The organism is Lelliottia sp. RWM.1, from assembly GCF_016859735.1.
GTDB lineage: Bacteria > Pseudomonadota > Gammaproteobacteria > Enterobacterales > Enterobacteriaceae > Enterobacter.
On the sequence record NZ_WLVC01000002.1, the window covers coordinates 115223 to 136109 of the forward strand.

Below are 20887 nucleotides of genomic sequence, written 5' to 3' on the forward strand. Positions count from 1 at the left end.
CGGCGCTTCATTATATGAAACGCCGTTTCTAATTTAAAGCATAATGGCTTACAAGGTGACGCCGCTTTTGAAAATCGCCAGCTCGCGGAAGTCATTCTTTTCGTTGCAGGTTTGCTTACCGTTAGCGAATTCCACAATGGTATCGACAAATTCATTCAGCAGTTGCGGCATCGCTTTGCCGTGGATCAACTGTCCGGCATCAAAATCGATCCAGTGTTTTTTCTTCGCCGCCAACTCGCTGTTGGTGGCAATTTTCACAGTGGGTACAAAACCGCCATACGGTGTACCACGACCGGTACTGAACAGCACCATGTGGCAACCCGCCCCCGCCAAAGCACTGGTGGCAACCGCATCGTTACCCGGCGCACTCAGCAGGTTCAGACCGTGCGTTTTCAGGCGCTCGCCGTAACGCAGTACGTCCACCACCTGGCTTGCACCCGCTTTCTGCGTACAGCCGAGAGATTTCTCTTCGAGCGTAGTGATCCCGCCCGCTTTGTTACCTGGAGATGGGTTTTCGTAGATCGGCTGATTGTGCGCGATGAAATACTGTTTGAAGTCGTTCACCATGGTCACGGTTTTTTCAAACGTCTCTTCGTCACGACAGTGGCTCATCAGAATACGTTCTGCACCGAACATTTCCGGAACCTCAGTCAGCACAGTCGTCCCGCCGTTGGCAATCACGTAATCCGAGAAACGCCCCAGCATCGGGTTGGCTGTGATACCGGAAAGACCATCAGATCCCCCGCACTCCAGACCAAATTTAAGCTCGCTGAGTTTACCCGGCTCGCGCTTGTCGTGGCGCATCACCTCATACAGCTGATGTAGTTGCTCAATGCCCGCTTCCACTTCATCGTCCTGGTGTTGGCATACCATAAAGTGGACACGCGCGGGATCGAAATCCCCTAAGGTTTCGCGGAAGGCATCCACCTGGTTGTTTTCACATCCCAGACCAATGACCAGCACCGCACCCGCATTCGGGTGACGTACCATGTTTTGCAGCATGGTACGGGTGTTAATGTGATCGTCGCCGAGCTGAGAACACCCGTAGGTATGGCTGAACAGGTGCACACCGTCAGTGCCTTCAGCTCCGTTTGTCTCTTTCAGAAAACGGCTCTGGATCTGACGGGCGATCCCATTAACGCAACCCACGGTTGGCAGGATCCACAGTTCATTACGGATCCCCACGTCCCCGTTGCCACGACGATAGATCTGTACGTCACGATCCGTTTCTTGCCCAACTTCCGCCTGAAAATCAGGTTGATAGCTATACTCGTCCAGATCACTGAGATTGGTGCGGGCATTGTGGGAATGAATATGTTCACCCGGCGCAATATCCGCCAGCGCATGACCAATAGGCAAACCGTACTTAACGACGTTTTCCCCTTTAGCGATAGGGTACACGGCAAACTTATGCCCGCGTGCAACCGCCTGGCGCAGCGTGACAGTCTGGTTATCTACTGCCACGACTTCGCCTTCGGCCAGATCCGCCAGCGCTACGGCAACGTTATCCAGCGAATGGATTTTGATGTATTGCATATCAACCTCAAACGGCTTTAGTTCAGTTCAATGGCGAAGTAGTCACGCGCATTGTTAAAGCAGATGTTTCTCACCATTTCGCCCAGCAACTGGATATCCGCTGGTGCTTCACCCGCAGCAACCCAGCGACCAATCATCTGGCACAGAATGCGGCGGAAGTACTCATGGCGTGTGTAAGACAGGAAACTACGGCTGTCGGTCAGCATACCCACAAAGCGGCTTAACAGACCCAGTTGCGCCAGCTGCGTCATCTGACGTTCCATGCCGTCTTTCTGGTCGTTGAACCACCAGCCGGAACCGAACTGCATCTTGCCTGGCATACCTTCGCCCTGGAAGTTACCAATCATTGTGCCCAGCACTTCGTTATCGCGCGGGTTCAGGCAATACAGGATGGTTTTTGGCAGCAGGTTTTGCTCGTTCTGTTTACTCAGCAGTTTCGACAGCTCTTCCGCCAGTGGGCGGTCGTTGATGGAGTCGAAGCCGACATCCGCGCCGAGAAGTTTGAACTGGCGCAGGTTGTTGTTACGCAGCGCGCCAATGTGGTACTGCTGTACCCAGCCGCGACGGGCATATTCAGCGCCCAGCCAGACCAGCACTGCAGTTTTGAACTGTGCGACTTCATGCTCGCTCAGGGTTTCACCCGACAGACGGCGTGCCAGGATGCTGTCCAGCTCGGCGTCATTAGCCTCAGCAAACAGAACAACGTCCAGCGCGTGGTCAGACACCTTACAACCGTGTGCCGCAAAGTGATCCAGGCGTTTAGTCAGCGCAGTTTGCAGGTCAGCAAAGCGACGAATGTCGGTATCAGACACTTCGGCCAGTTTCGCCATGTAGTCAGTAAAGGTGGCCAGTTCGATATTGAACGCCTTATCCGGACGCCAGCTTGGCAGCACTTTGATATCAAACGTGCTGTCTTTAGCCACAACCGCGTGGTGTTCAAGCGAATCAATTGGATCGTCAGTGGTCCCGACCATCTTCACGTTCATCTGCTTCATGATGCCACGAGCAGAGAACGTATCCTGTGCCAGCAGCGCGTTGCATTCATCCCAGATTTCACCCGCAGTGGATGGCGAAAGCAGCTTGCCGGTGATACCAAACGGACGACGCAGCTCAAGATGTGTCCAGTGGTATAACGGGTTGCCGATGGTGTGCGGAACAGTTGCAGCCCACGCATCAAACTTCTCGCGGTCAGTTGCATCGCCGGTACACAGGCGCTCAGGCACACCGTTGGTGCGCATTGCACGCCATTTATAGTGGTCACCCTTCAGCCAGATGTCATACAGGTTTTTGAAACGGTAATTTTCGGCAACCTGCTGCGGAGGCAAATGGCAGTGGTAGTCGAAAATTGGCTGGTCTTTTGCGTAGTCGTGATACAGACGGCGAGCAAATTCAGTATCTAACAGAAAATCTTCGGTCATAAACGGTGTCATTTATCGTCTTCCTCATAACGAGAGCGTCAGAAAGCTTATGTTCAGATGCTGCAAAGTTATCACACCAATTTCCAGAGGCCGAAGTTTTTTTCGTGAGTTAGATCAATAAACGCTGACAAATAAATTACCCTCAAAGTAGTAAACCCTCTCCCAGACCGCGCCAGCACTGGCTTTATCTACAGAACATAATGTCCCTACAAAGAATCACACTTTTGTGATGTCACTCACCTTTTAAAGTTGTATGACAAGTTATCTTTTGGCCGTCGCAAACTATAAGCCGACGGAATGCATTCCCGGTGTTAGATACATCGGATTTAACGGTACGGAAACCGACTTATGCACGATTACTTATGGCAAGGTTCGGGCCGTTCCGGGAAAGTCTCCCGGTTACGCCCCTCCCGTTACACAGCAACTCCCGGAAACGGTTGAGCTGTTGCCGTGCCACAGCACGGAAATAACATAACGATGAGGTTTTACATGCGTAAAATTAAAGGGTTACGTTGGTACATGATTGCACTGGTGACGCTAGGCACAGTGCTGGGCTACCTGACACGTAACACCGTGGCAGCAGCAGCGCCAACGTTAATGGAAGAGTTGCATATTTCCACACAGCAATATTCCTACATCATTGCAGCGTATTCCGCGGCTTATACCATCATGCAGCCTGTTGCTGGCTACGTGCTGGATATTCTGGGAACAAAAATTGGTTACGCCTTCTTCGCGGTAACCTGGGCGATTTTCTGCGGCGCAACAGCGCTGGCAGGTAGCTGGGGCGGACTGGCACTGGCGCGTGGTGCGGTCGGTGCAGCAGAAGCAGCAATGATCCCTGCGGGTCTGAAAGCCAGCTCCGAATGGTTCCCGGCGAAAGAACGTTCTATTGCAGTCGGCTACTTTAACGTGGGCTCTTCTATTGGTGCGATGATTGCTCCGCCACTGGTTGTATGGGCTATCGTGATGCACAGTTGGCAGATGGCGTTCATTATCTCCGGCGTGCTGAGCTTTGCATGGGCAATGGCGTGGCTGATTTTCTACAAACACCCGCGCGATCAGAAAAAACTGTCTGAAGAAGAACGCGAGTACATCATTGGGGGTCAGGAAGCACAGCACCAGACCAACAATGGCAAAAAAATGACGGTATGGCAGATTCTGGGAACCCGTCAATTCTGGGGTATCGCACTGCCACGCTTCCTGGCGGAACCGGCCTGGGGTACGTTTAACGCCTGGATTCCACTGTTCATGTTTAAAGTCTACGGCTTTAACCTGAAAGAAATCGCGATGTTCGCCTGGATGCCAATGCTCTTCGCTGACATGGGTTGCATCATCGGTGGTTACCTGCCACCTCTGTTCCAGCGCTGGTTTGGTGTGAACCTGATTGTCTCCCGTAAAATGGTTGTGACCATGGGCGCACTGCTGATGATTGGCCCAGGTATGATCGGCCTGTTCACCAGCCCATATGTTGCAATTGGCCTGCTGTGCATCGGTGGTTTTGCTCACCAGTCCCTGTCTGGCGCACTGATTACACTCTCTTCTGATGTGTTCGGTCGTAACGAAGTGGCAACCGCAAACGGCCTGACTGGTATGGCTGCCTGGACCGCAAGTACTCTGTTTGCTCTGGTGGTTGGTGCGTTAGCAGATACCATTGGCTTCAGCCCGCTGTTTGCTGTACTGGCTATCTTTGACCTGATGGGGGCAGTCGTTATCTGGACGGTGCTGAAAAGCAAATCAGCCGACGAACTTGAGAAAGAGTCCCTTGGGGGACCGGCAACGCAAAGTTAGCGTAAAAATGTGTCCTACCAAAGCCGCCTCTGGGCGGCTTTTTTGATGGTGAAATCTGGAGACTGGCGCGCAAAAGTGGTATAACAGATAATCCGTCGTACCCTGCCTGGAGCGCATATGGAAATCACCGAATCACGTCGTTTATACCAACAACTTGCTGCCGAGCTGAAAGATCGCATCGAGCAAGGTGTCTATCTTGTCGGTGATAAACTGCCTGCTGAACGCTTTATTGCTGATGAAAAAAGCGTGAGCCGCACGGTTGTGCGTGAAGCGATCATCATGCTGGAGGTTGAAGGCTATGTTGAAGTACGCAAAGGCTCCGGCATTCATGTGATTTCCAATCTGCCAAAACACTCTCCTGCACCAGATGAAAGTCTGGAATTTGCAAGCTACGGTCCTTTTGAGCTGCTCCAGGCTCGCCAGTTGATTGAAAGTAACATTGCAGAGTTCGCCGCCACGCAGGTCACCAAGCAAGACATCATGAAGCTGATGGAAATCCAGGAAAATGCGCGCAAGGAAAAATGTTTCCGCGATTCAGAATGGGATCTCCAGTTTCATGTTCAGGTTGCCCTGGCCACACAAAACACGGCACTTGCAGCAATCGTTGAAAAAATGTGGACTCAGCGCGTTCACAACCCTTACTGGAAGAAATTGCACGATCACATCGATTTACGCACCGTGGATAACTGGTGTGATGATCATGATCAGATCCTTAAAGCACTGATTCGCAAAGACCCGCATGCTGCAAAACTGGCGATGTGGCAGCATCTGGAAAACACCAAACTCATGCTGTTCAATGAAACCAGTGACGATTTCGAATTCAATGCTGACCGCTATCTTTTTGCTGATAATCCCGTTGTTCATCTCGATACGGTATCCAATCTGGCAAAATAGTTTTCCTTCCTGTCGGCAGGCGCTCTGGCGCGCCTTCTGACAGGTATGGGTAAGCAAAACATATATAGTGTCAGCCTTTGTAAATCCCCTCGCTCCCCTTCCATGCTTAAGCCAAAATCATCTCAACCCGCGCAAAATCTGTGACGCAGAACGTCGGGCTTTGTTACAATTAGATTCAATTTGTTTTCTTGTAAGTTAGTGCTTGCTTACCTTGCCATTAACAGGGAACAGTTTTGGCCACAACACATGTGTCCGCGAGCGACCATAATGAAATCACTACAATGTCGCCGTACTGTTTTTCCCGGATAACAGGCGTGACGTTAACCGATTTCCAGGAACACTGAATGGAACTTTTGACCCAACTACTGAATGCCTTATGGGCTCAGGACTTCGAAACGCTGGCCAATCCTTCCATGATTGGCATGCTCTATTTCGTCTTGTTTATGATCCTGTTTCTTGAAAACGGATTGCTCCCTGCAGCCTTCCTGCCAGGCGATAGCCTGCTGGTATTGGTTGGCGTGCTTTGTGCAAAAGGAGCGATGGCGTTTCCGCAAACCATTATTCTCTTAACTGTTGCCGCAAGCCTTGGCTGCTGGGTAAGTTATATTCAGGGTCGATGGCTTGGAAACACACGGATTGTGCAAAACTGGCTATCCCATCTTCCGGCACATTATCACCAACGTGCACATCATCTTTTCCATAAACACGGGCTTTCAGCGCTGCTGATTGGCCGCTTCATCGCTTTTGTACGCACATTACTGCCTACCATCGCTGGCCTGTCCGGACTCAACAGCGCACGCTTCCAGTTCTTTAACTGGATGAGCGGCCTGCTGTGGGTGCTGATTCTGACAACACTGGGCTACCTGCTGGGTAAAACCCCCGTCTTCCTCAAGTATGAAGACCAACTCATGTCTTGTCTGATGCTCTTGCCGGTTGTGTTACTGGTGTTTGGGCTTGCCGGATCGCTTTTCGTCTTGTGGAAGAAAAAGTACGGGAGCCGGGGCTAAGTATGGGAATGTCACGACTTTCTCTACGCCGTCTGTCATTTGCCATGGTTGCGCTGATGATTCTCAGCGCCATGGTTTTGGTCTGGACAGCCGTTCAGCACCAGGAGTCTACGCTGGCCATTCGCTCGGTGAATCAGGGCGCAAGCATGCCGGATGGTTTTTCTATCTGGCATCATCTGGATGCAAATGGGATCCGTTTTAAAAGTATTACGCCGCAGGATGATGTGTTGCTGATCAAGTTTGATTCCAGCGCACAAAGTGCCGCAGCAAAAGCCGTGCTCGACAGAACGCTGCCGCAGGGATACATCATTGCCCAACAAGACGACAATAGTCAGGCTGCCGCCTGGTTGTCGCGCTTGCGCGATACGTCGCATCGGTTTGGTTAATTTCCAGGATTCTGAATCTTTTCACTCACTTTGGTGATTACCCCGTTTACTTACTATGCTTAAGTACGCGGAGCACCTCTCATATGTTCTCCGCATGACTTTGGAAATTCGACACCTCTTCGGAAGTGTCGTACACAATGGAAGGTTCCAACAATGAAATACCGCATCGCTCTGGCTTTGACTCTTTTTTCGTTAAGCACCGCCTCTTTCGCATCCTCTCTGTGCATGGAGAAGGAGAAAGATATTCAGCGAGAAATCACTTATGCCGAAAAGCATAACAATCAGAACCGGATTAACGGTCTGAAAAAAGCGCTTAGCGAGGTGAAGGCCAACTGTTCAGACAGTGAATTACGGGCGAATCACCAGAAGAAAATTGCAGCTCAAAAGGCTGAGGTGACGGAACGTCGTCACGATCTTCAGGAAGCGAAAGAGAAAGGGGATGCGGATAAAATAACGAAACGCGAGAAGAAGCTGAAAGAGGCGCAAGAAGAACTGAATGCGCTGGAATCCCGCGATTATTGAGTTAACTGAAGTCCCACAGGAGAAAATCATGTCAAAAGATACTACGTCAGAAAACCTGCGCGCTGAGTTGAAATCCCTGGCGGATACCCTGGAAGAGGTGCTGAACTCCTCAAGCGATAAATCGAAAGAAGAGATCGGCAAACTGCGCAGCAAAGCCGAACAGGCACTGAAAGAGAGCCGTCATCGTCTGGGTGAAACCGGTGATGCGCTGGCGAAACAGACCCGTGAAGCCGCCGCGCGAGCAGACGAATACGTTCGTGATAATCCCTGGACCGGCGTAGGTATCGGTGCTGCCATTGGTGTGGTTCTTGGCGTGCTGCTCACGCGTCGTTGATTATGGACGATCCACGCCACGCAGAAGGGCCTGCAAAAAATATTCTCGGAATCGGACAGCGTATTTTAACCACGCTTGTCGGGATCGCTGAAACGCGGATCCGGCTGGCGGTGGTTGAACTGGAAGAGGAGAAAGCCAATCTCTTCCAGCTGCTGCTGATGCTGGGACTTACCCTGCTCTTTGCCGCTTTTGGCCTGATGAGCCTGTTGGTGTTAATCATCTGGGCTATCGATCCGCAGTATCGCCTTAACGCGATGATCGCCACCACGGCAGTACTGCTGCTGGGGGCACTCATTGGCGGTATCTGGACGATGCGCAAAGCACGCAGATCGACCCTGCTGCGCCACACCCGTCAGGAGCTGGCCACAGATCGTACATTGCTGGAGGACGATAAGTCGTGAGCAGCAAGACAGAGCGCCAGAAACAGAAAGCGTACCTGTTGAGCCAAATCCAGCAGCAACGGCTGGATTTAGCCGCCAGCCGTCGCGACTGGCTGGAGGTCACCCGCTCCTACGATCGGGGCTGGAATACGCTACTCAACATCCGTGCCTGGGCGCTGGTAGGCAGCAGCGTTGTCGCACTCTGTTCAGTGCGTCATCCCAGCAGGTTGATACGCTGGGCACGACGTGGCTTCGGCGTATGGAGCGCCTGGCGTCTGGTCAAATCAACCCTGCGCCAGCAGCAGTTACGTTCCTGAGTCCCCAGCCGTTGTCGGGTAACATGACGCTTATCCGGCAACGTTTCTCTTCCCTCCTTACTCAATATCTTTGAAGAAGATTGACAGTTTTCCTTGCTAACAATTGTCATTCGTCACGTTTATTATCCTCTCCATCGACAGCAAACACGCGGTATCTACCCGGATTTGCACACAAATAAAGATCAGCCGCCCATGTGGTTCTCTGGAGAGTAAAATGAAAAAATTAGAAGATGTTGGTGTACTGGTAGCGCGTATTCTGATGCCAATTCTGTTTATCACTGCAGGTTGGGGCAAAATCACCGGTTATGCGGGTACTCAGCAGTACATGGAAGCAATGGGCGTCCCAGGGTTCCTGTTACCACTGACCATCCTGCTTGAGTTCGGCGGCGGCCTGGCGGTTCTGTTTGGTTTCCTGACCCGTACCACCGCGCTGTTTACTGCCGGCTTCACGCTGCTGACCGCATTTATCTTCCACAGTAACTTTGCGGAAGGCATGAACTCCCTGATGTTCATGAAAAACCTGACTATCGCTGGCGGTTTCCTGCTGTTGGCTATCACAGGCCCTGGCGCATACAGCATCGACCGTGTACTGAATAAAAAGTGGTAAGCACGCTATACTAGATTGACCACAAAGCGAGGAGATATCTCCTCGCTTTTGCTATCTGAGGGAGACAAAAATGGGACAACTTGTTGATGGCGTCTGGCAGGACATCTGGTATGACACCAAATCCACCGGAGGACGATTCAAGCGTTCTGTGTCGGCCTTCCGTAACTGGCTCACCGCTGATGGTGCTCCCGGCCCTTCTGGCGAGGGTGGCTTTGCGGCCGAAAAAGAGAGATATCACCTCTATGTCTCACTGGCCTGTCCGTGGGCGCATCGCACGCTGATTGTACGTAAGCTCAAAGGCCTTGAATCGCTGATCCCGGTTTCAGTTGTTAACCCGCTGATGCTGGAAAATGGCTGGACCTTTGATAGCGATTTCCCGGCGGCAACCGGGGATGATCTCTACCATTACGAATTCCTCTACCAACTCTATCTGCGCGCTGACCCGCACTACACCGGACGCGTGACCGTGCCTGTGTTGTGGGATAAGAAAAACCAGACCATCGTCAGCAATGAATCTGCCGAAATTATCCGCATGTTCAATACCGCATTTGACGCACATGGCGCGCGGGCCGGAGATTACTACCCAACAGAATTGCGCGATAAGATTGATGAGCTGAACAGCTGGATTTATGACAATGTGAATAACGGCGTCTATAAAGCCGGGTTCGCCACCAGCCAGGAAGCCTATGATGATGCCGTTACGAAGGTGTTCGAATCGCTGGCGCGTCTGGAACAGATCCTGGGGCAACACCGTTATCTGGCAGGCGACCGCCTGACAGAAGCCGATATTCGCCTGTGGACCACGCTGGTTCGTTTCGATCCCGTGTATGTCACCCATTTTAAATGCGACAAACACCGTATTAGCGATTACCCCAACCTGTACGGCTTCCTGCGCGATCTTTACCAAATGCCAGGGATTGCCGAAACGGTCAATTTTGACCACATCCGCACTCACTATTTCCGCAGCCATAAAACCATTAATCCAACGGGCATTATCTCCATTGGCCCGTGGCAAGATCTGGATGAACCACACGGCCGCGACGTCCGTTTCGGATAAATATTCAGGGCATCTATGGATGCCCTTTTTTAATTCACAATCTGCGTCTATCCTTACCTCGATCGCTTAGAAAACAAGTGATTGACTGATTATCGAGGCAAGGAAAATGGACTGGTATCTAAAAGTACTGCGCAATTACGTTGGATTCGGTGGTCGTGCCCGCCGCAAAGAGTACTGGATGTTTGTTCTGGTGAACTTCATCCTCATCGTCGTGCTGGGCGTGGTTGATAAAATTCTCGGCTGGGAGCGTGCGGGCGGTGAAGGGATCCTCACCACGGTTTATGGCCTGTTGATACTGCTGCCATCATGGGCAGTGCTGTTTCGTCGACTCCACGATACCGACCGTTCGGCGTGGTGGTTACTGCTGGTGTTGATCCCGGTTATTGGCTGGATCATCATTTTGATCTTTAACTGCCAGAGCGGAACACCTGGTGAAAACCGCTTCGGTCCCGATCCTAAACTCAATACATAATGTATTGCCCGGCAGCGCGTCGCTTGCCGGGCCTGCTCAACTACTTATTGTGATTGGCAAATAGCTTAGGTATTTCACGCAGACACCAGGATTTAGCTTCTCCCATGCTGTCACGCCGCCACGCCATAATGATATCCACCTCGCTGGTATACTCCGGGCTGACCACGCGTAAACGCCCTTCAGCGATATCTTTCTCCACAAACGGATAAGGCATCGTCGCCATTCCCAGCCCCGCCAGCAGAGCCTGACGCTTATCTTCCAGTGATGTCACGGTAAGACGCGGCTGCTTATCCAGTAATTGTACGGTGAGTACCGGACGTTCACGGGCGGTATCCGCGACGGCCACACCGCGATACTTCACGCGGGTAACCTCGGACAGCGGTTCAGGTTCCTGATGAATGGGGTGATCTGGCGCTGCAACGTAGACGTTCATAACGCTGTAGAGTTTGCGGGAGTTGATCTCTGACGAGGAACGGAAATGCATATCCGGAGCGATGACAATGTCTGCCCTGCCCGTTTCCAGTCGCTCCCACGCCCCGGCCAGCACTTCCGTAATGATCGACAGTTGGGTATTGGCTTTATCGGCCAATCGCCCCACGAGCGGGAACAGGGCCGTCGTCGGGACTAATGCCTCAGTGACCAGCGTCAGGTGTGTTTCCCAGCCACGCGCCAGTGCCTCGGCATCGGTCGTCAGCTTGTCAGCCGCTTCCAGCAAAACGCGCCCACGCTCCAGCAGCATACGTCCCACGTTGGTGAATTTTGTTCGATGACCTGAACGGTCGAACAGCACCACGTCCAGCTCTTCTTCCAGCTTCTGCATCGTGTAGCTCAGCGCAGACGGAACACGCCCCAATTCATCTGCCGCAGCGGCAAAGCTGCCACGCCTGTCAATTGCGTCCATCACACGCAGTGCTTCAAGCGTCAATGCTCTCTCTTTAGCCATCTCGTTCTCATTCAGGAAATTTGAACATACCGGGCAGAATATCTGGCTAACAATGAAGCGTCCATACCTTTACCATTGTTTTAGTGTAAAGAGAGGTCAAGTTTTATGATTACGACAAGAACAGCTAAACAGTGCGGACAAGCCGATTTCGGTTGGCTGCAGGCCCGCTACACCTTTTCCTTTGGACACTACTTTGACCCAAAACTCCTCGGTTACGCCTCACTGCGTGTATTGAACCAGGAAGTGCTCGCCCCTGGCAGCGCCTTCCAGCCGCGTACGTACCCGAAGGTAGATATCCTGAATCTGATACTGGAAGGTGAAGCAGAATATCGCGATAGCGAGGGCAATCATGTCCAGGCGAAGGCGGGTGAAGCGTTGCTGATTTCAACGCAGCCCGGCATTAGCTACAGCGAGCATAACCTCAGCAAAGAGAAGACGCTGACGCGCATGCAACTGTGGCTGGATGCCTGTCCGGAGCGGGAAAACCCGCTGGTACAGAAAATAAATCTGAGCGGCAATAAACAGCAGTTAATTGCAACGCCGGATGGCAGCAACGGTAGCCTGCAACTCCGCCAGCAGGTGTGGCTGCACCATATCGAGCTTAAAAAGGGAGAGCAGGCGAGCTTCCAGCTTCACGGCCCGCGCGCCTATTTGCAGTCGATTCACGGAACGGTTCACGCGCTGACGCATACGGAAGAGAAAGAAGCGCTCACCTGCGGTGACGGTGCGTTTATCCGCGATGAAGCGAATATTACGCTGGTTGCCGATACGCCGCTGCGCGCGCTGTTGATTGATTTGCCTGTGTAACGAAAGGCTCCTCACCCCGCCCCCTTCAGGAGAGTGGGGTGAGGAGAACATCGTTAAACCTTGCTCGCCATAATCTCAATGATCTGTTTGTCCGTAGCCTGCATCGATCGACACGCCAGCGAACAAAGGTTGGCGATGGACTGTTCTACATCGCCCGCCACAATCCCTTCATTTCCTGTAACAGCAGAATCATCCAACGCCATCATCACCGCTTTCCAGGCACTACCAACGCTGGTTGAGACTTTCATGGCACAACTGTTAGACGCGCCATCACAGATCATACCGCTGACATCACCGATCATGCTGCTGATGGCCATCGCTATCGTCTTATAGCGTCCGTCCATTAGCCAGGCCATTCCAGCCGCCGCCCCCATTGCTGCTGTGGTTGCTGCACACAATGCCGACAAACGCGGAAGCTGGTAATGGATATAGATAGCCGTCAGATGTGAGAGCATCAGCGCCCGCGCCAGCTTTTCATCATCTGCCTGAACATGCTCAGCAACTACCACTACAGGCATTGTCGCCGTAATCCCCTGATTGCCGGACCCAGAATTACTCATGGCTGGCAAGGTCGCCCCTCCCATACGGGCGTCCGAGGCCGCACTGGTGCGAATAACAATGTCTGAGCCTAAATCCTGCGCTATCCATCCGCGCACGCGCTGCTTGTTAAGCGTCGCTCCGATGTGTAACCCCCAGCGACCCGTTAACCCTTCACGGGATAGCGCATCGTTCAGATGCCCCGCCTCCAGGATAAAACGAATCGCATCGAACGGAACCTGCTCCACAAATTCCAGGATCTGCAAAAGCGTGGTGCAAGAGAGTATCGCCAGCGGATCGTTACAGGTATTTTGCTGCCGCTCATCAAGGGTAAAACGGATTTCGCCTTGACTGACGATCTGCACAACTCTCGTGTGCCCCCCCGCAATGGTGACGCTGGCTGATGCATCACCAGCATAAACACAGGCCCGCGAATAGAGGATCTCATCACAGGGCTCCTGCAATTTCACCTGAACCTGACCCGCATCCAACAAGGCTTTGGCACGACCCCGAGCATCTGCTGAGACACCTTTTAACACCTCCAGCCCCCCCTGCGCGTTGCCGCCAATTGCCCCCAGCGCTGCCGCAATAGGCAGCCCGACCATCCCGGTCCCTGGCACAGTGACACCCAAGCCGTTCTTCATCAGGTTGGGCGACACCCACGCGTCAATCCGGGTTATCTCGCCACTCAACTGCCCAGCCGCAATTGCACAAGCCAGCGCCAGAGAGACAGGCTCTGTACATCCCAGGGCAGGTTTAACCTCTTCCTGCACCGCTTGAATAAAATGGTTCCATAAAGGATTAGTTTGCTCAGACATCGTTATGACCTTAATTGCGCCTCAGGAGAAGGCGAGGAAAGGAGAAACACAAAGCAGCAGCCCGGTGATGATAATAATCACCAGTGACACGCCTTTATATTTGTGAAGTGCCGGGACTTTGTAGACCAGCCATGCCGGAATTAAGCAACCCACCATCCCGAAAATTGGGCTGCAAATAGAGGTAAAGCTCAGTACCGGGGCATTTAATACAATGGCGCTCCAGGCAAGCAAAATAGCGAAGACCATGATGCCACGCTGCACCGCGCGTTCACTGATCTTCTCGGCCGGGAGTTTGCGTCGCAGGATATTCATGACGATGCCCTGCGTCGCCTCGCGAAAGCCCAAATACACACCAAAGAATGCTGTCATCACGGCAAAAATATTCAGGATCACGCTGACGATTTTGACCCAGCCCGCACCATCACCACTGATAAACTGCGCCGCAATGGCCAGAGCAGATATATTTTGTTCATAGGCTTTAACGGCTTCATCGTGCCCCATTGCCAGAGTGAAGGAGACCGCATAGAAAAAGACTGTCACAAACAGAATGCCAAACGCAATATTCATTGCCCGTAACGCTTTATGGCGCGCCACTTCAACGGACTTTTCTCTTGAACGATAAGAAATAACCATCGGGCTTAACGTCTGAATAAAGAGAATTGAGGTTAAGGTAAATGGCAGCGTAATAATGGCATTTTTAATCAGCAATCCCATCGGCGGCAGCATACCTGCATGACTCAACTGCCAGAGACCGATCATCGATAACCCCAACGCTGCCACGACAAGCAACTTGGTCAGAACCATCAGGCTTGAGACTTTAAACAGCAACTTTTCACCGCGTGATGAAATTGCCACCAGAATACAAATCAGAAATAAGCCATAGAAAGGATTCTCAGATAACAAACTGTCTGTGACGCCAAAGGTATGCAAATACGAAGCGCTATCGTTGGTGATGGCCGTGGAATAGACAAACATCCAGATAACCAGCATCACAAAATAGAGCACGCCGAGTAAGATGCCCCAGTTTTTACCCAGATACCCGCTGATCACACTTGGGTAGTCTTTGCACTCCGGTGATTCCGCAAGCGTATTAATAAACAGGCGCTGGAAAAGGTACATCGCCGGGTAACCAATAATTGAGGAGAGCAGAAATACCCACAACCCCATCAGACCAACCTGCACAGGAAGAAAAACGATCCCCGCACCAATGGCCATACCAATACTCATAATGACCCAGCCGGTATCGGTACTGTCGAATTTAATTGCCTCTTGCCATTCGCTTTCACTCATTCCAGCCCGTCTTGCCGCGGGGGAATCATTCACAATCACGCTGCTATTTGTTGCCGTATCCATTAGGCACTCGCTTATTTTGTAGGGTAAACAGTTATTTTTATGGGTATCCGCTCACCAGCGATAATGAGTCAGGTTGTTGCAGGTATTTGTTATTTGAATGGAAAGATCATACCGGGGGAGTGAGAGAAAAAAGTCACATAATTAATGTGGAATTATCGAAAGAGAAGAAAAAAATACTCCAAAATCAATTCATGTAGAAAATATTTTCCAACAGTGACGGCGTTCAAAGAAATAAAAAGCCCGCGACACGCGCGGGCTGAAGTTCAGTTAGCCAACGCATTCGCCATGTCAGTTTTGACCTGCTTACGCTGTTCCGGTGTGAGCACCTGGCTGACATCAAAATAGTATTTCACGCGGTAATAGCGGGTTTGTTCTTCAATTTTGCTAAAGGCGGCAAGCTGACTTTTTACTGTGTTTTCATCCCACTTCCCAGCCTGGAACATGTTAATTAATGCCCCATCTTTAACGCCGGTCATGGGGATCTTACTGACGTTTGGTTCCAGTTGCTGATGCAGATCGTCGATCTTCTTAACTTGCTCATGACTCAGCTTCAGGTGTTGCACTAGCGGGTCCTGAGCCGGAGAAGGAGCGGCTTCAACGTCTGCTGCCTGAGCGGTAACACTAAAGCCAACCAGTGAGGCAGCGAACAGAGCAATACGGGTCATTTTCATCATCTTATTGTCCTTAAATACTGTTTCAGGAGAAAACAGGTACATTGTTTTTCAAGACCGGATGACGGGGTGTGAATAATTATATAAACAAATTTGTATGTTCAGCGGGTAAAAAAAAGCCCCCTTGTCGTAAGGGGGCGTGGGGAAAGTGTCGACTTACAGGGCCTGCGTGAAGGTTCGGGAAATCACATCCTGCTGCTGCTCACGGGTGAGCGCATTAAAACGTACCGCGTAGCCCGAAACGCGGATGGTCAGGTTAGGATAATTTTCTGGATGTTCAATCGCATCCATCAACATTTCCCGGTTCATCACGTTAACGTTCAGATGCTGCCCACCCTCAATATTCGCTTCATGGTGGAAATAGCCATCCAGCAAACCGACAAGGTTGGTTTTGCGCACCATCTCGTCTTTACCCAGCGCCTGCGGCACAATTGAGAAGGTGTAGGAAATACCATCCTTCGCGTAGGTAAACGGCAGCTTGGCAACCGACGTTAACGATGCCACAGCCCCTTTGCGATCGCGCCCGTGCATCGGGTTGGCCCCTGGCGCAAATGGCGTTCCGCCGCGACGTCCATCAGGCGTGTTACCGGTTTTCTGGCCATACACCACATTTGAAGTAATCGTCAGAATCGACTGAGTCGGCACAGCGTTACGATAGGTTGGCAACGCCTGAATTTTCTTCATAAAGCGCTCAACCAGGTCGCAGGCAATACTGTCCACACGGTCATCGTTGTTGCCGTATTGTGGATAATCACCCTCAATCACAAAATCGACCGCCAGACCATTATGGTCACGCACTGGTTTCACCGTGGCATATTTGATAGCAGACAAGGAATCCGCCGCAACCGACAGCCCGGCGATCCCACAGGCCATAGTACGATAGACATCCCTGTCGTGCAGCGCCATCAGTGAGGCTTCATAGCTATATTTGTCATGCATATAGTGGATGAGGTTCAGCGCACTGATGTACTGTACCGCCAGCCAGTCCATGAAGTGATCCAGGCTCGCCATCACGGTGTCGTAATCCAGCACATCGTCCAGCAACGGTTCCGTTTTTGGGCCCACCTGAATTTTCAGCTTCTCATCGACGCCACCATTGATTGCATACAGCAGCGTTTTTGCAAGATTGGCGCGGGCGCCAAAGAACTGCATCTGCTTGCCAATGATCATCGGGCTGACGCAGCAGGCGATAGCATAGTCGTCACTGTCAAAATCAACGCGCATCAGATCGTCGTTTTCATATTGCAGGGACGAGGTAATGATCGATACCTGAGCGGCATATTTTTTGAACGCGATCGGTAAATCTTCCGACCAGAGGATCGTCAAATTAGGCTCCGGTGCAGGCCCCATGGTATCCAGCGTATGCAGATAACGGAAACTGTTCTTCGTCACCAGCGTGCGTCCATCCAGCCCCATCCCGCCGATCACTTCCGTCGCCCAGATAGGATCGCCAGAGAAAAGCGTGTCAAACTCCGGAGTACGCAGGAAACGCACCATCCGGATCTTCATGATGAAGTGGTCGATCAACTACTGAGCCTGGATCTCATTTAGGCGTCCTGCCTGCATGTCACGTTCAATATAGACATCAAGGAACGTCGCCGTCCGCCCCAGCGACATTGCCCCGCCGTTCTGCGATTTAACCGCCGCCAGATAGGCAAAATAGACCCACTGTACCGCCTCCTGGGCATTCATCGCCGGACGGGAAATATCGCAACCGTACTTCGCGGCCATCTGCTGGATTTGCAGCAAGGCACGTTTATGCTCTGCCAGCTCTTCACGCAAACGGATCGTGCCCTCCAGATCGTCCCCCCGCTCCATCTTCGGTTGCAGGTCGGCAAACTGCAATTCGCGCTCGCGCACCAGATAGCTGATGCCGTACAACGCCACCCGGCGATAATCGCCAATGATGCGCCCGCGCCCATAGCCGTCTGGCAGACCTGTCAGTACACCAGATTTACGGCAGCGCATCATTTCAGGGGAGTAGACGTCGAACACCCCCTGATTGTGTGTTTTCCGCAGGTCGGTAAACAGGTATTCAAACTGCGGATCCATTTCGCGGCCATAGGCTTCGAAAGAGCTGCGGATCATATTGATCCCGCCATACGGATGCAACGCACGCTTGAGCGGTTTATCGGTTTGCAGACCAACAATGGTCTCAAGATCCTGATCGATATAGCCTGGGCCATGAGCCGTAATGGTTGTCGCAATATTGGTGTCAAAATCCACCGGAGCATGAGTGGCATTCTCCTGGCGGATGCCAACCATCACCTTTTGCCACAGCGCCGTCGTTGCAGGCGTCGCCTGCGCGAGGAAAGCTTCATCGCCTTCATAAGGGGTGTAGTTATGCTGAATAAAATCGCGCACGTTAACGGCGTCTTTCCATTCTTCACCGCGAAACCCGGCCCATGCGTCGCTGTAGGGTGCAACGCTCGTATCGATTGTCACTTTCATGTCATTCTCGCTTTATCAGGCATAAGCCGCAGCCAGAGAAACCTTCCCAAGACGGAGGGCATCCAGCGCGATCATTTTTTCTTCGTTGGTTGGGATCACCGCGCAGGCTACGCGGGATGCATCAGTGGTAATCACCCGTTCTCCGGCGCTACCCGGTAAGGCATTTTTCGCCTCATCCAGCGTGATCCCAAAGACCTTCAGATGCTCTGCGACCAGACCGCGGATCAGTTTTGAGTTTTCACCAATCCCACCGGTAAAGACCACACCATCCAGGCGGTGCAGTGAAGCCGCATGTCCCGCAATATGGCGCGCGATACGGTGGACAAAGGTGCTTATCGCCAGTTGGGCGCGCTGATGCCCCTCGTGCCAGGCCTTTTCCAGCGTGCGCAGATCCGATGACAACCCGGAAATCCCAAGCAAGCCGGACTCTTTATTCACCACACGCTCTAGATCGTCGAACGACTGACCCGTCTGCTGAGCAATCCAGGACATCGCGCCAAAGTCGACATCACCGCAGCGCGTTCCCATCACCAGCCCTTCCAGCGGCGTCATCCCCATCGAAGTGTCCACGCTTTTACCGTTTCGCACCGCACAGACAGATGCCCCATTACCAAGGTGGGCGATGACCAGCCCGCTGTCGTCAGGGGATAACACCAGTAGCGCCTGCGCCTGCAGGGCAACATAGCGGTGCGATGTGCCGTGGAAGCCGTAACGACGCACACCAAGCTCTTCGAAATAGCGGTACGGTAAGCCGTACAGATAAGCCTCTGGCGACAGCGTCTGGTGGAAGCTGGTGTCAAACACCGCCACCTGCTGCACGCCAGGGAACAGTTGCTGCGCCGCCTCCACGCCGCTTAAGTTGGCGTAGTTGTGCAACGGAGCAAGAGGGGAAACCTGGCGAATCTGTTCGATAACGCGTTCCGTAATCAGGGTCGACTCGCTGAAGAGTTCGCCACCGTGAGCAATACGATGGCCGATTAAGGCTACGCTGCTCATCAGATTACGCTTCTCCAGCTCCAGGGCGATGGCTGCCAACGCCCCTTCATAGTCGTGGTGAGCCAGTCTCGCTGGCTCTCCCCCATTCACGGATATAAAGGCATTTTCAGTGTTGATACCGTCCGCAATGCCCGCCACCAGGGCATCACAGTTGGTGGCATCGAGTACCGAAAACTTAACAGAGGAAGATCCGCAGTTAATAACCAGTACAACCGGAAACTCAATCATGGTTTTACTCCGCTCATCCTGAGCAATGATTTAAAACAGTTTGTAGACGATATTCAGAATGGTCAGCAGACCAATCGCAGTCACGAAGATGTTCTCGGGTCTGCCTTTGAATTTCGCCAGCGCAGGCGTCTTGCGGATGGCATACATCGGCAGCAGACACAGCAGAGAAGCGATAATCGGCGCCCCCATGGCTTCGATAAGGTCAAGAATGTTCGGGTTGGCGTACGCCACAACCCAGGTTGATCCCATGATGAAAATCATGCTGATGGTGTTCAGCTTGCCGATGGAAACCTTGTTCTTGTCACCTTTGTAGCCAAACTTCAGCACCAGACCGTTCAACCCTTCCAGCGTGCCCAGATAGTGACCAAAGAAGGATTTGAAAATGGCAACCAGTGCAATGATGGATGCACCGTATTCCAGTACCGTGGCAAATGTCGATTTCGTTCCTGAGAGCGATGCAAAATGGTTTGCCAGATAGGAGAGCACTGGAATGTTTTGTGCTTTGGCTTCCGCCATGTTTTGCGGAGAAAGCGTGAACAGGCAGCTAAAGGCAAAGAACATCACAACCGCGACCATCAGCATGCTGGCACGACCGATGATTTTGGAACATTTCTGCTCGGTGTACTCTTTACCGAATTCTGGTTCGTACTCTTCACGTTTCGACACCACAAACGAGGAGACGATAGGCGAGAAGTTAAAGGAGAAGACCATGATGGAAATCCCCAGCCAGACGGTCACCAGAATGCCATCATGTCCGGTAAAGGAGAGATCGCTTAGACTGACCTGGTCGATAACTGCCGAGTTCCAGTAAGGGATCAGCGACAGCGAAATCAGCACCAGGCTGGCGATGAATGGAAACACCAGGAAGCTCATGACTTTCACCATCAGGTCTTTACCAAACCAGATAACAAAAGCCATCAGCAGCAGCAGGAACAGCGCCACAAAACCACGGTTCAGAGCAGGTAACTGAAGCTGATTTTCCCAGAAAGTCATAAAGGTGTTGGTAATGGTGACACCGTAAATCCACAACAACGGACAAATCGCAAAAAAGTAGAGGAAGGTAATGACCACGCCGCCAGTCTTGCCGAAATGTTCTTCAACCGTCTCAGTGATGTTGCCGGACACATTGCTCCCGGACAGGCACAAACGCGCCAGCGCGCGGTGGCAGTAAAAAGCGATCGGGAATGCCAGAACCAGCATCAACAGGATAGGGATCAGACCACCAAAACCTGCGCGAATCGGGAAGAACAATACGCCTGCACCGATGGCTGTACCAAACAGCCCTAACGTCCAGGTGGTATCTGATTTGCGCCAGGAGGATGTTTTTGTCTGGCCAACGATAATGCTTTCAGTGTTGCTCATAGG

Annotated in this window: 20 protein-coding genes and 1 pseudogene; 12 read left to right on the plus strand and 9 right to left on the minus strand. The window is 52.1% G+C overall.

The genetic code is table 11. From position 1 onward, the window contains the following. Window positions 1-48: 48 nt before the first annotated feature. A complete protein-coding gene (locus GF617_RS02360) occupies window positions 49-1536 on the minus strand; it encodes a UxaA family hydrolase (protein WP_203450989.1) in 1488 nt (495 codons plus the stop codon). A gap of 17 nt (window positions 1537-1553) precedes the next feature. Further along, window positions 1554-2966 carry a glucuronate isomerase gene (gene uxaC, locus GF617_RS02365; RefSeq protein WP_181620884.1) on the minus strand — a complete coding sequence of 471 codons (1413 nt, stop codon included), beginning with the start codon at window positions 2964-2966 and terminating at the stop codon, window positions 1554-1556. A 477-nt stretch (window positions 2967-3443) separates the two neighbouring features. Between uxaC and GF617_RS02370 the strand changes: the two genes are divergently transcribed. From GF617_RS02370 to GF617_RS02420, 11 genes are all read left to right on the plus strand, one after another. After that, a complete protein-coding gene (locus tag GF617_RS02370) occupies window positions 3444-4742 on the plus strand; it encodes an MFS transporter (RefSeq protein WP_203450990.1) in 1299 nt (432 codons plus the stop codon). 117 nt (window positions 4743-4859) lie between these two features. Continuing rightward, window positions 4860-5636 (plus strand): transcriptional regulator ExuR, encoded by a 777-nt coding sequence (exuR, locus tag GF617_RS02375; RefSeq protein WP_181620886.1) that lies wholly within the window; start codon window positions 4860-4862, stop codon window positions 5634-5636. A 344-nt stretch (window positions 5637-5980) separates the two neighbouring features. Continuing rightward, a complete protein-coding gene (yqjA, locus tag GF617_RS02380; protein ID WP_181620887.1) occupies window positions 5981-6643 on the plus strand; it encodes a DedA family general envelope maintenance protein YqjA in 663 nt (220 codons plus the stop codon). A gap of 2 nt (window positions 6644-6645) precedes the next feature. Next, on the plus strand, window positions 6646-7029 hold the full coding sequence (gene mzrA, locus GF617_RS02385; protein WP_181620888.1) for an EnvZ/OmpR regulon moderator MzrA: 384 nt from the start codon (window positions 6646-6648) through the stop codon (window positions 7027-7029). 153 nt (window positions 7030-7182) lie between these two features. Beyond that, window positions 7183-7551, plus strand: coding sequence for a DUF1090 domain-containing protein (locus GF617_RS02390; RefSeq protein ID WP_181620889.1), 369 nt, complete (start codon window positions 7183-7185; stop codon window positions 7549-7551). 28 nt (window positions 7552-7579) lie between these two features. After that, entirely contained in the window at window positions 7580-7885 is a 306-nt protein-coding gene (locus tag GF617_RS02395; RefSeq protein ID WP_181620890.1) for a YqjD family protein, read from the plus strand. A gap of 2 nt (window positions 7886-7887) precedes the next feature. Further along, the gene (locus GF617_RS02400) at window positions 7888-8286 is read left to right on the plus strand and encodes a phage holin family protein (protein WP_203450991.1); all 399 of its coding nucleotides are present in this window, start codon (window positions 7888-7890) and stop codon (window positions 8284-8286) included. Next, window positions 8283-8582: a YqjK-like family protein gene (locus tag GF617_RS02405; RefSeq protein ID WP_203450992.1), complete on the plus strand. Its 300-nt coding sequence runs from the start codon at window positions 8283-8285 to the stop codon at window positions 8580-8582. The genes GF617_RS02400 and GF617_RS02405 overlap by 4 nt, the downstream gene beginning before the upstream one ends. A 214-nt stretch (window positions 8583-8796) precedes the next feature. Next, complete coding sequence (locus GF617_RS02410) at window positions 8797-9189, plus strand: DoxX family protein (protein WP_064327508.1); 393 nt, start codon at window positions 8797-8799, stop codon at window positions 9187-9189. 70 nt (window positions 9190-9259) lie between these two features. Then, window positions 9260-10246, plus strand: a complete 987-nt coding sequence (locus GF617_RS02415) for a glutathione S-transferase family protein (RefSeq protein WP_203450993.1) — start codon at window positions 9260-9262, stop codon at window positions 10244-10246. A gap of 106 nt (window positions 10247-10352) precedes the next feature. After that, entirely contained in the window at window positions 10353-10718 is a 366-nt protein-coding gene (locus GF617_RS02420) for a DUF805 domain-containing protein (protein ID WP_181620894.1), read from the plus strand. 40 nt (window positions 10719-10758) lie between these two features. On the opposite strand, the gene GF617_RS02425 is transcribed toward GF617_RS02420, so the two are convergent. After that, entirely contained in the window at window positions 10759-11661 is a 903-nt protein-coding gene (locus tag GF617_RS02425; protein WP_181620895.1) for a LysR family transcriptional regulator, read from the minus strand. A gap of 105 nt (window positions 11662-11766) precedes the next feature. Here GF617_RS02425 and GF617_RS02430 point away from each other — a divergent pair, with 105 nt between their 5' ends. After that, the gene (locus tag GF617_RS02430) at window positions 11767-12468 is read left to right on the plus strand and encodes a pirin family protein (protein ID WP_181620896.1); all 702 of its coding nucleotides are present in this window, start codon (window positions 11767-11769) and stop codon (window positions 12466-12468) included. 53 nt (window positions 12469-12521) lie between these two features. On the opposite strand, the gene GF617_RS02435 is transcribed toward GF617_RS02430, so the two are convergent. The 6 genes and pseudogenes from GF617_RS02435 to tdcC all read right to left on the minus strand — a co-directional run bounded on the left by GF617_RS02435 (window position 12522) and on the right by tdcC (window position 20884). Then, window positions 12522-13823 (minus strand): serine dehydratase subunit alpha family protein, encoded by a 1302-nt coding sequence (locus GF617_RS02435; protein ID WP_181620897.1) that lies wholly within the window; start codon window positions 13821-13823, stop codon window positions 12522-12524. A 21-nt stretch (window positions 13824-13844) separates the two neighbouring features. Continuing rightward, the gene (locus GF617_RS02440; protein WP_203450994.1) at window positions 13845-15176 is read right to left on the minus strand and encodes an amino acid permease; all 1332 of its coding nucleotides are present in this window, start codon (window positions 15174-15176) and stop codon (window positions 13845-13847) included. A gap of 263 nt (window positions 15177-15439) precedes the next feature. Beyond that, a complete protein-coding gene (locus GF617_RS02445; protein ID WP_203450995.1) occupies window positions 15440-15850 on the minus strand; it encodes a Spy/CpxP family protein refolding chaperone in 411 nt (136 codons plus the stop codon). A gap of 153 nt (window positions 15851-16003) precedes the next feature. Further along, window positions 16004-18298 (minus strand): annotated as a pseudogene (gene pflB / locus GF617_RS02450) (formate C-acetyltransferase). Between the two features lie 15 nt (window positions 18299-18313). Continuing rightward, window positions 18314-19522: a propionate kinase gene (tdcD, locus tag GF617_RS02455; protein ID WP_203450996.1), complete on the minus strand. Its 1209-nt coding sequence runs from the start codon at window positions 19520-19522 to the stop codon at window positions 18314-18316. A 30-nt stretch (window positions 19523-19552) separates the two neighbouring features. After that, on the minus strand, window positions 19553-20884 hold the full coding sequence (gene tdcC / locus GF617_RS02460) for a threonine/serine transporter TdcC (protein ID WP_181620902.1): 1332 nt from the start codon (window positions 20882-20884) through the stop codon (window positions 19553-19555). Between the last annotated feature and the right edge of the window lie 3 nt (window positions 20885-20887).

Bases quoted from the DNA above. Each gene is read 5' to 3' on its own strand.
- GF617_RS02440 (WP_203450994.1), bottom strand. From the start codon at position 15,176: ATGGATACGGCAACAAATAGCAGCGTGATTGTGAATGATTCCCCCGCG.
- GF617_RS02370 (WP_203450990.1), top strand. From the start codon at position 3,444: ATGCGTAAAATTAAAGGGTTACGTTGGTACATGATTGCACTGGTGACG.
- GF617_RS02400 (WP_203450991.1), top strand. From the start codon at position 7,888: ATGGACGATCCACGCCACGCAGAAGGGCCTGCAAAAAATATTCTCGGA.
- uxaC (WP_181620884.1), bottom strand. From the start codon at position 2,966: ATGACACCGTTTATGACCGAAGATTTTCTGTTAGATACTGAATTTGCT.
- GF617_RS02420 (WP_181620894.1), top strand. From the start codon at position 10,353: ATGGACTGGTATCTAAAAGTACTGCGCAATTACGTTGGATTCGGTGGT.
- tdcC (WP_181620902.1), bottom strand. From the start codon at position 20,884: ATGAGCAACACTGAAAGCATTATCGTTGGCCAGACAAAAACATCCTCC.
- tdcD (WP_203450996.1), bottom strand. From the start codon at position 19,522: ATGATTGAGTTTCCGGTTGTACTGGTTATTAACTGCGGATCTTCCTCT.
- GF617_RS02395 (WP_181620890.1), top strand. From the start codon at position 7,580: ATGTCAAAAGATACTACGTCAGAAAACCTGCGCGCTGAGTTGAAATCC.
- GF617_RS02390 (WP_181620889.1), top strand. From the start codon at position 7,183: ATGAAATACCGCATCGCTCTGGCTTTGACTCTTTTTTCGTTAAGCACC.
- exuR (WP_181620886.1), top strand. From the start codon at position 4,860: ATGGAAATCACCGAATCACGTCGTTTATACCAACAACTTGCTGCCGAG.
- yqjA (WP_181620887.1), top strand. From the start codon at position 5,981: ATGGAACTTTTGACCCAACTACTGAATGCCTTATGGGCTCAGGACTTC.
- GF617_RS02435 (WP_181620897.1), bottom strand. From the start codon at position 13,823: ATGTCTGAGCAAACTAATCCTTTATGGAACCATTTTATTCAAGCGGTG.
- GF617_RS02415 (WP_203450993.1), top strand. From the start codon at position 9,260: ATGGGACAACTTGTTGATGGCGTCTGGCAGGACATCTGGTATGACACC.
- GF617_RS02430 (WP_181620896.1), top strand. From the start codon at position 11,767: ATGATTACGACAAGAACAGCTAAACAGTGCGGACAAGCCGATTTCGGT.
- GF617_RS02360 (WP_203450989.1), bottom strand. From the start codon at position 1,536: ATGCAATACATCAAAATCCATTCGCTGGATAACGTTGCCGTAGCGCTG.
- GF617_RS02425 (WP_181620895.1), bottom strand. From the start codon at position 11,661: ATGGCTAAAGAGAGAGCATTGACGCTTGAAGCACTGCGTGTGATGGAC.
- mzrA (WP_181620888.1), top strand. From the start codon at position 6,646: ATGGGAATGTCACGACTTTCTCTACGCCGTCTGTCATTTGCCATGGTT.
- GF617_RS02410 (WP_064327508.1), top strand. From the start codon at position 8,797: ATGAAAAAATTAGAAGATGTTGGTGTACTGGTAGCGCGTATTCTGATG.
- GF617_RS02445 (WP_203450995.1), bottom strand. From the start codon at position 15,850: ATGATGAAAATGACCCGTATTGCTCTGTTCGCTGCCTCACTGGTTGGC.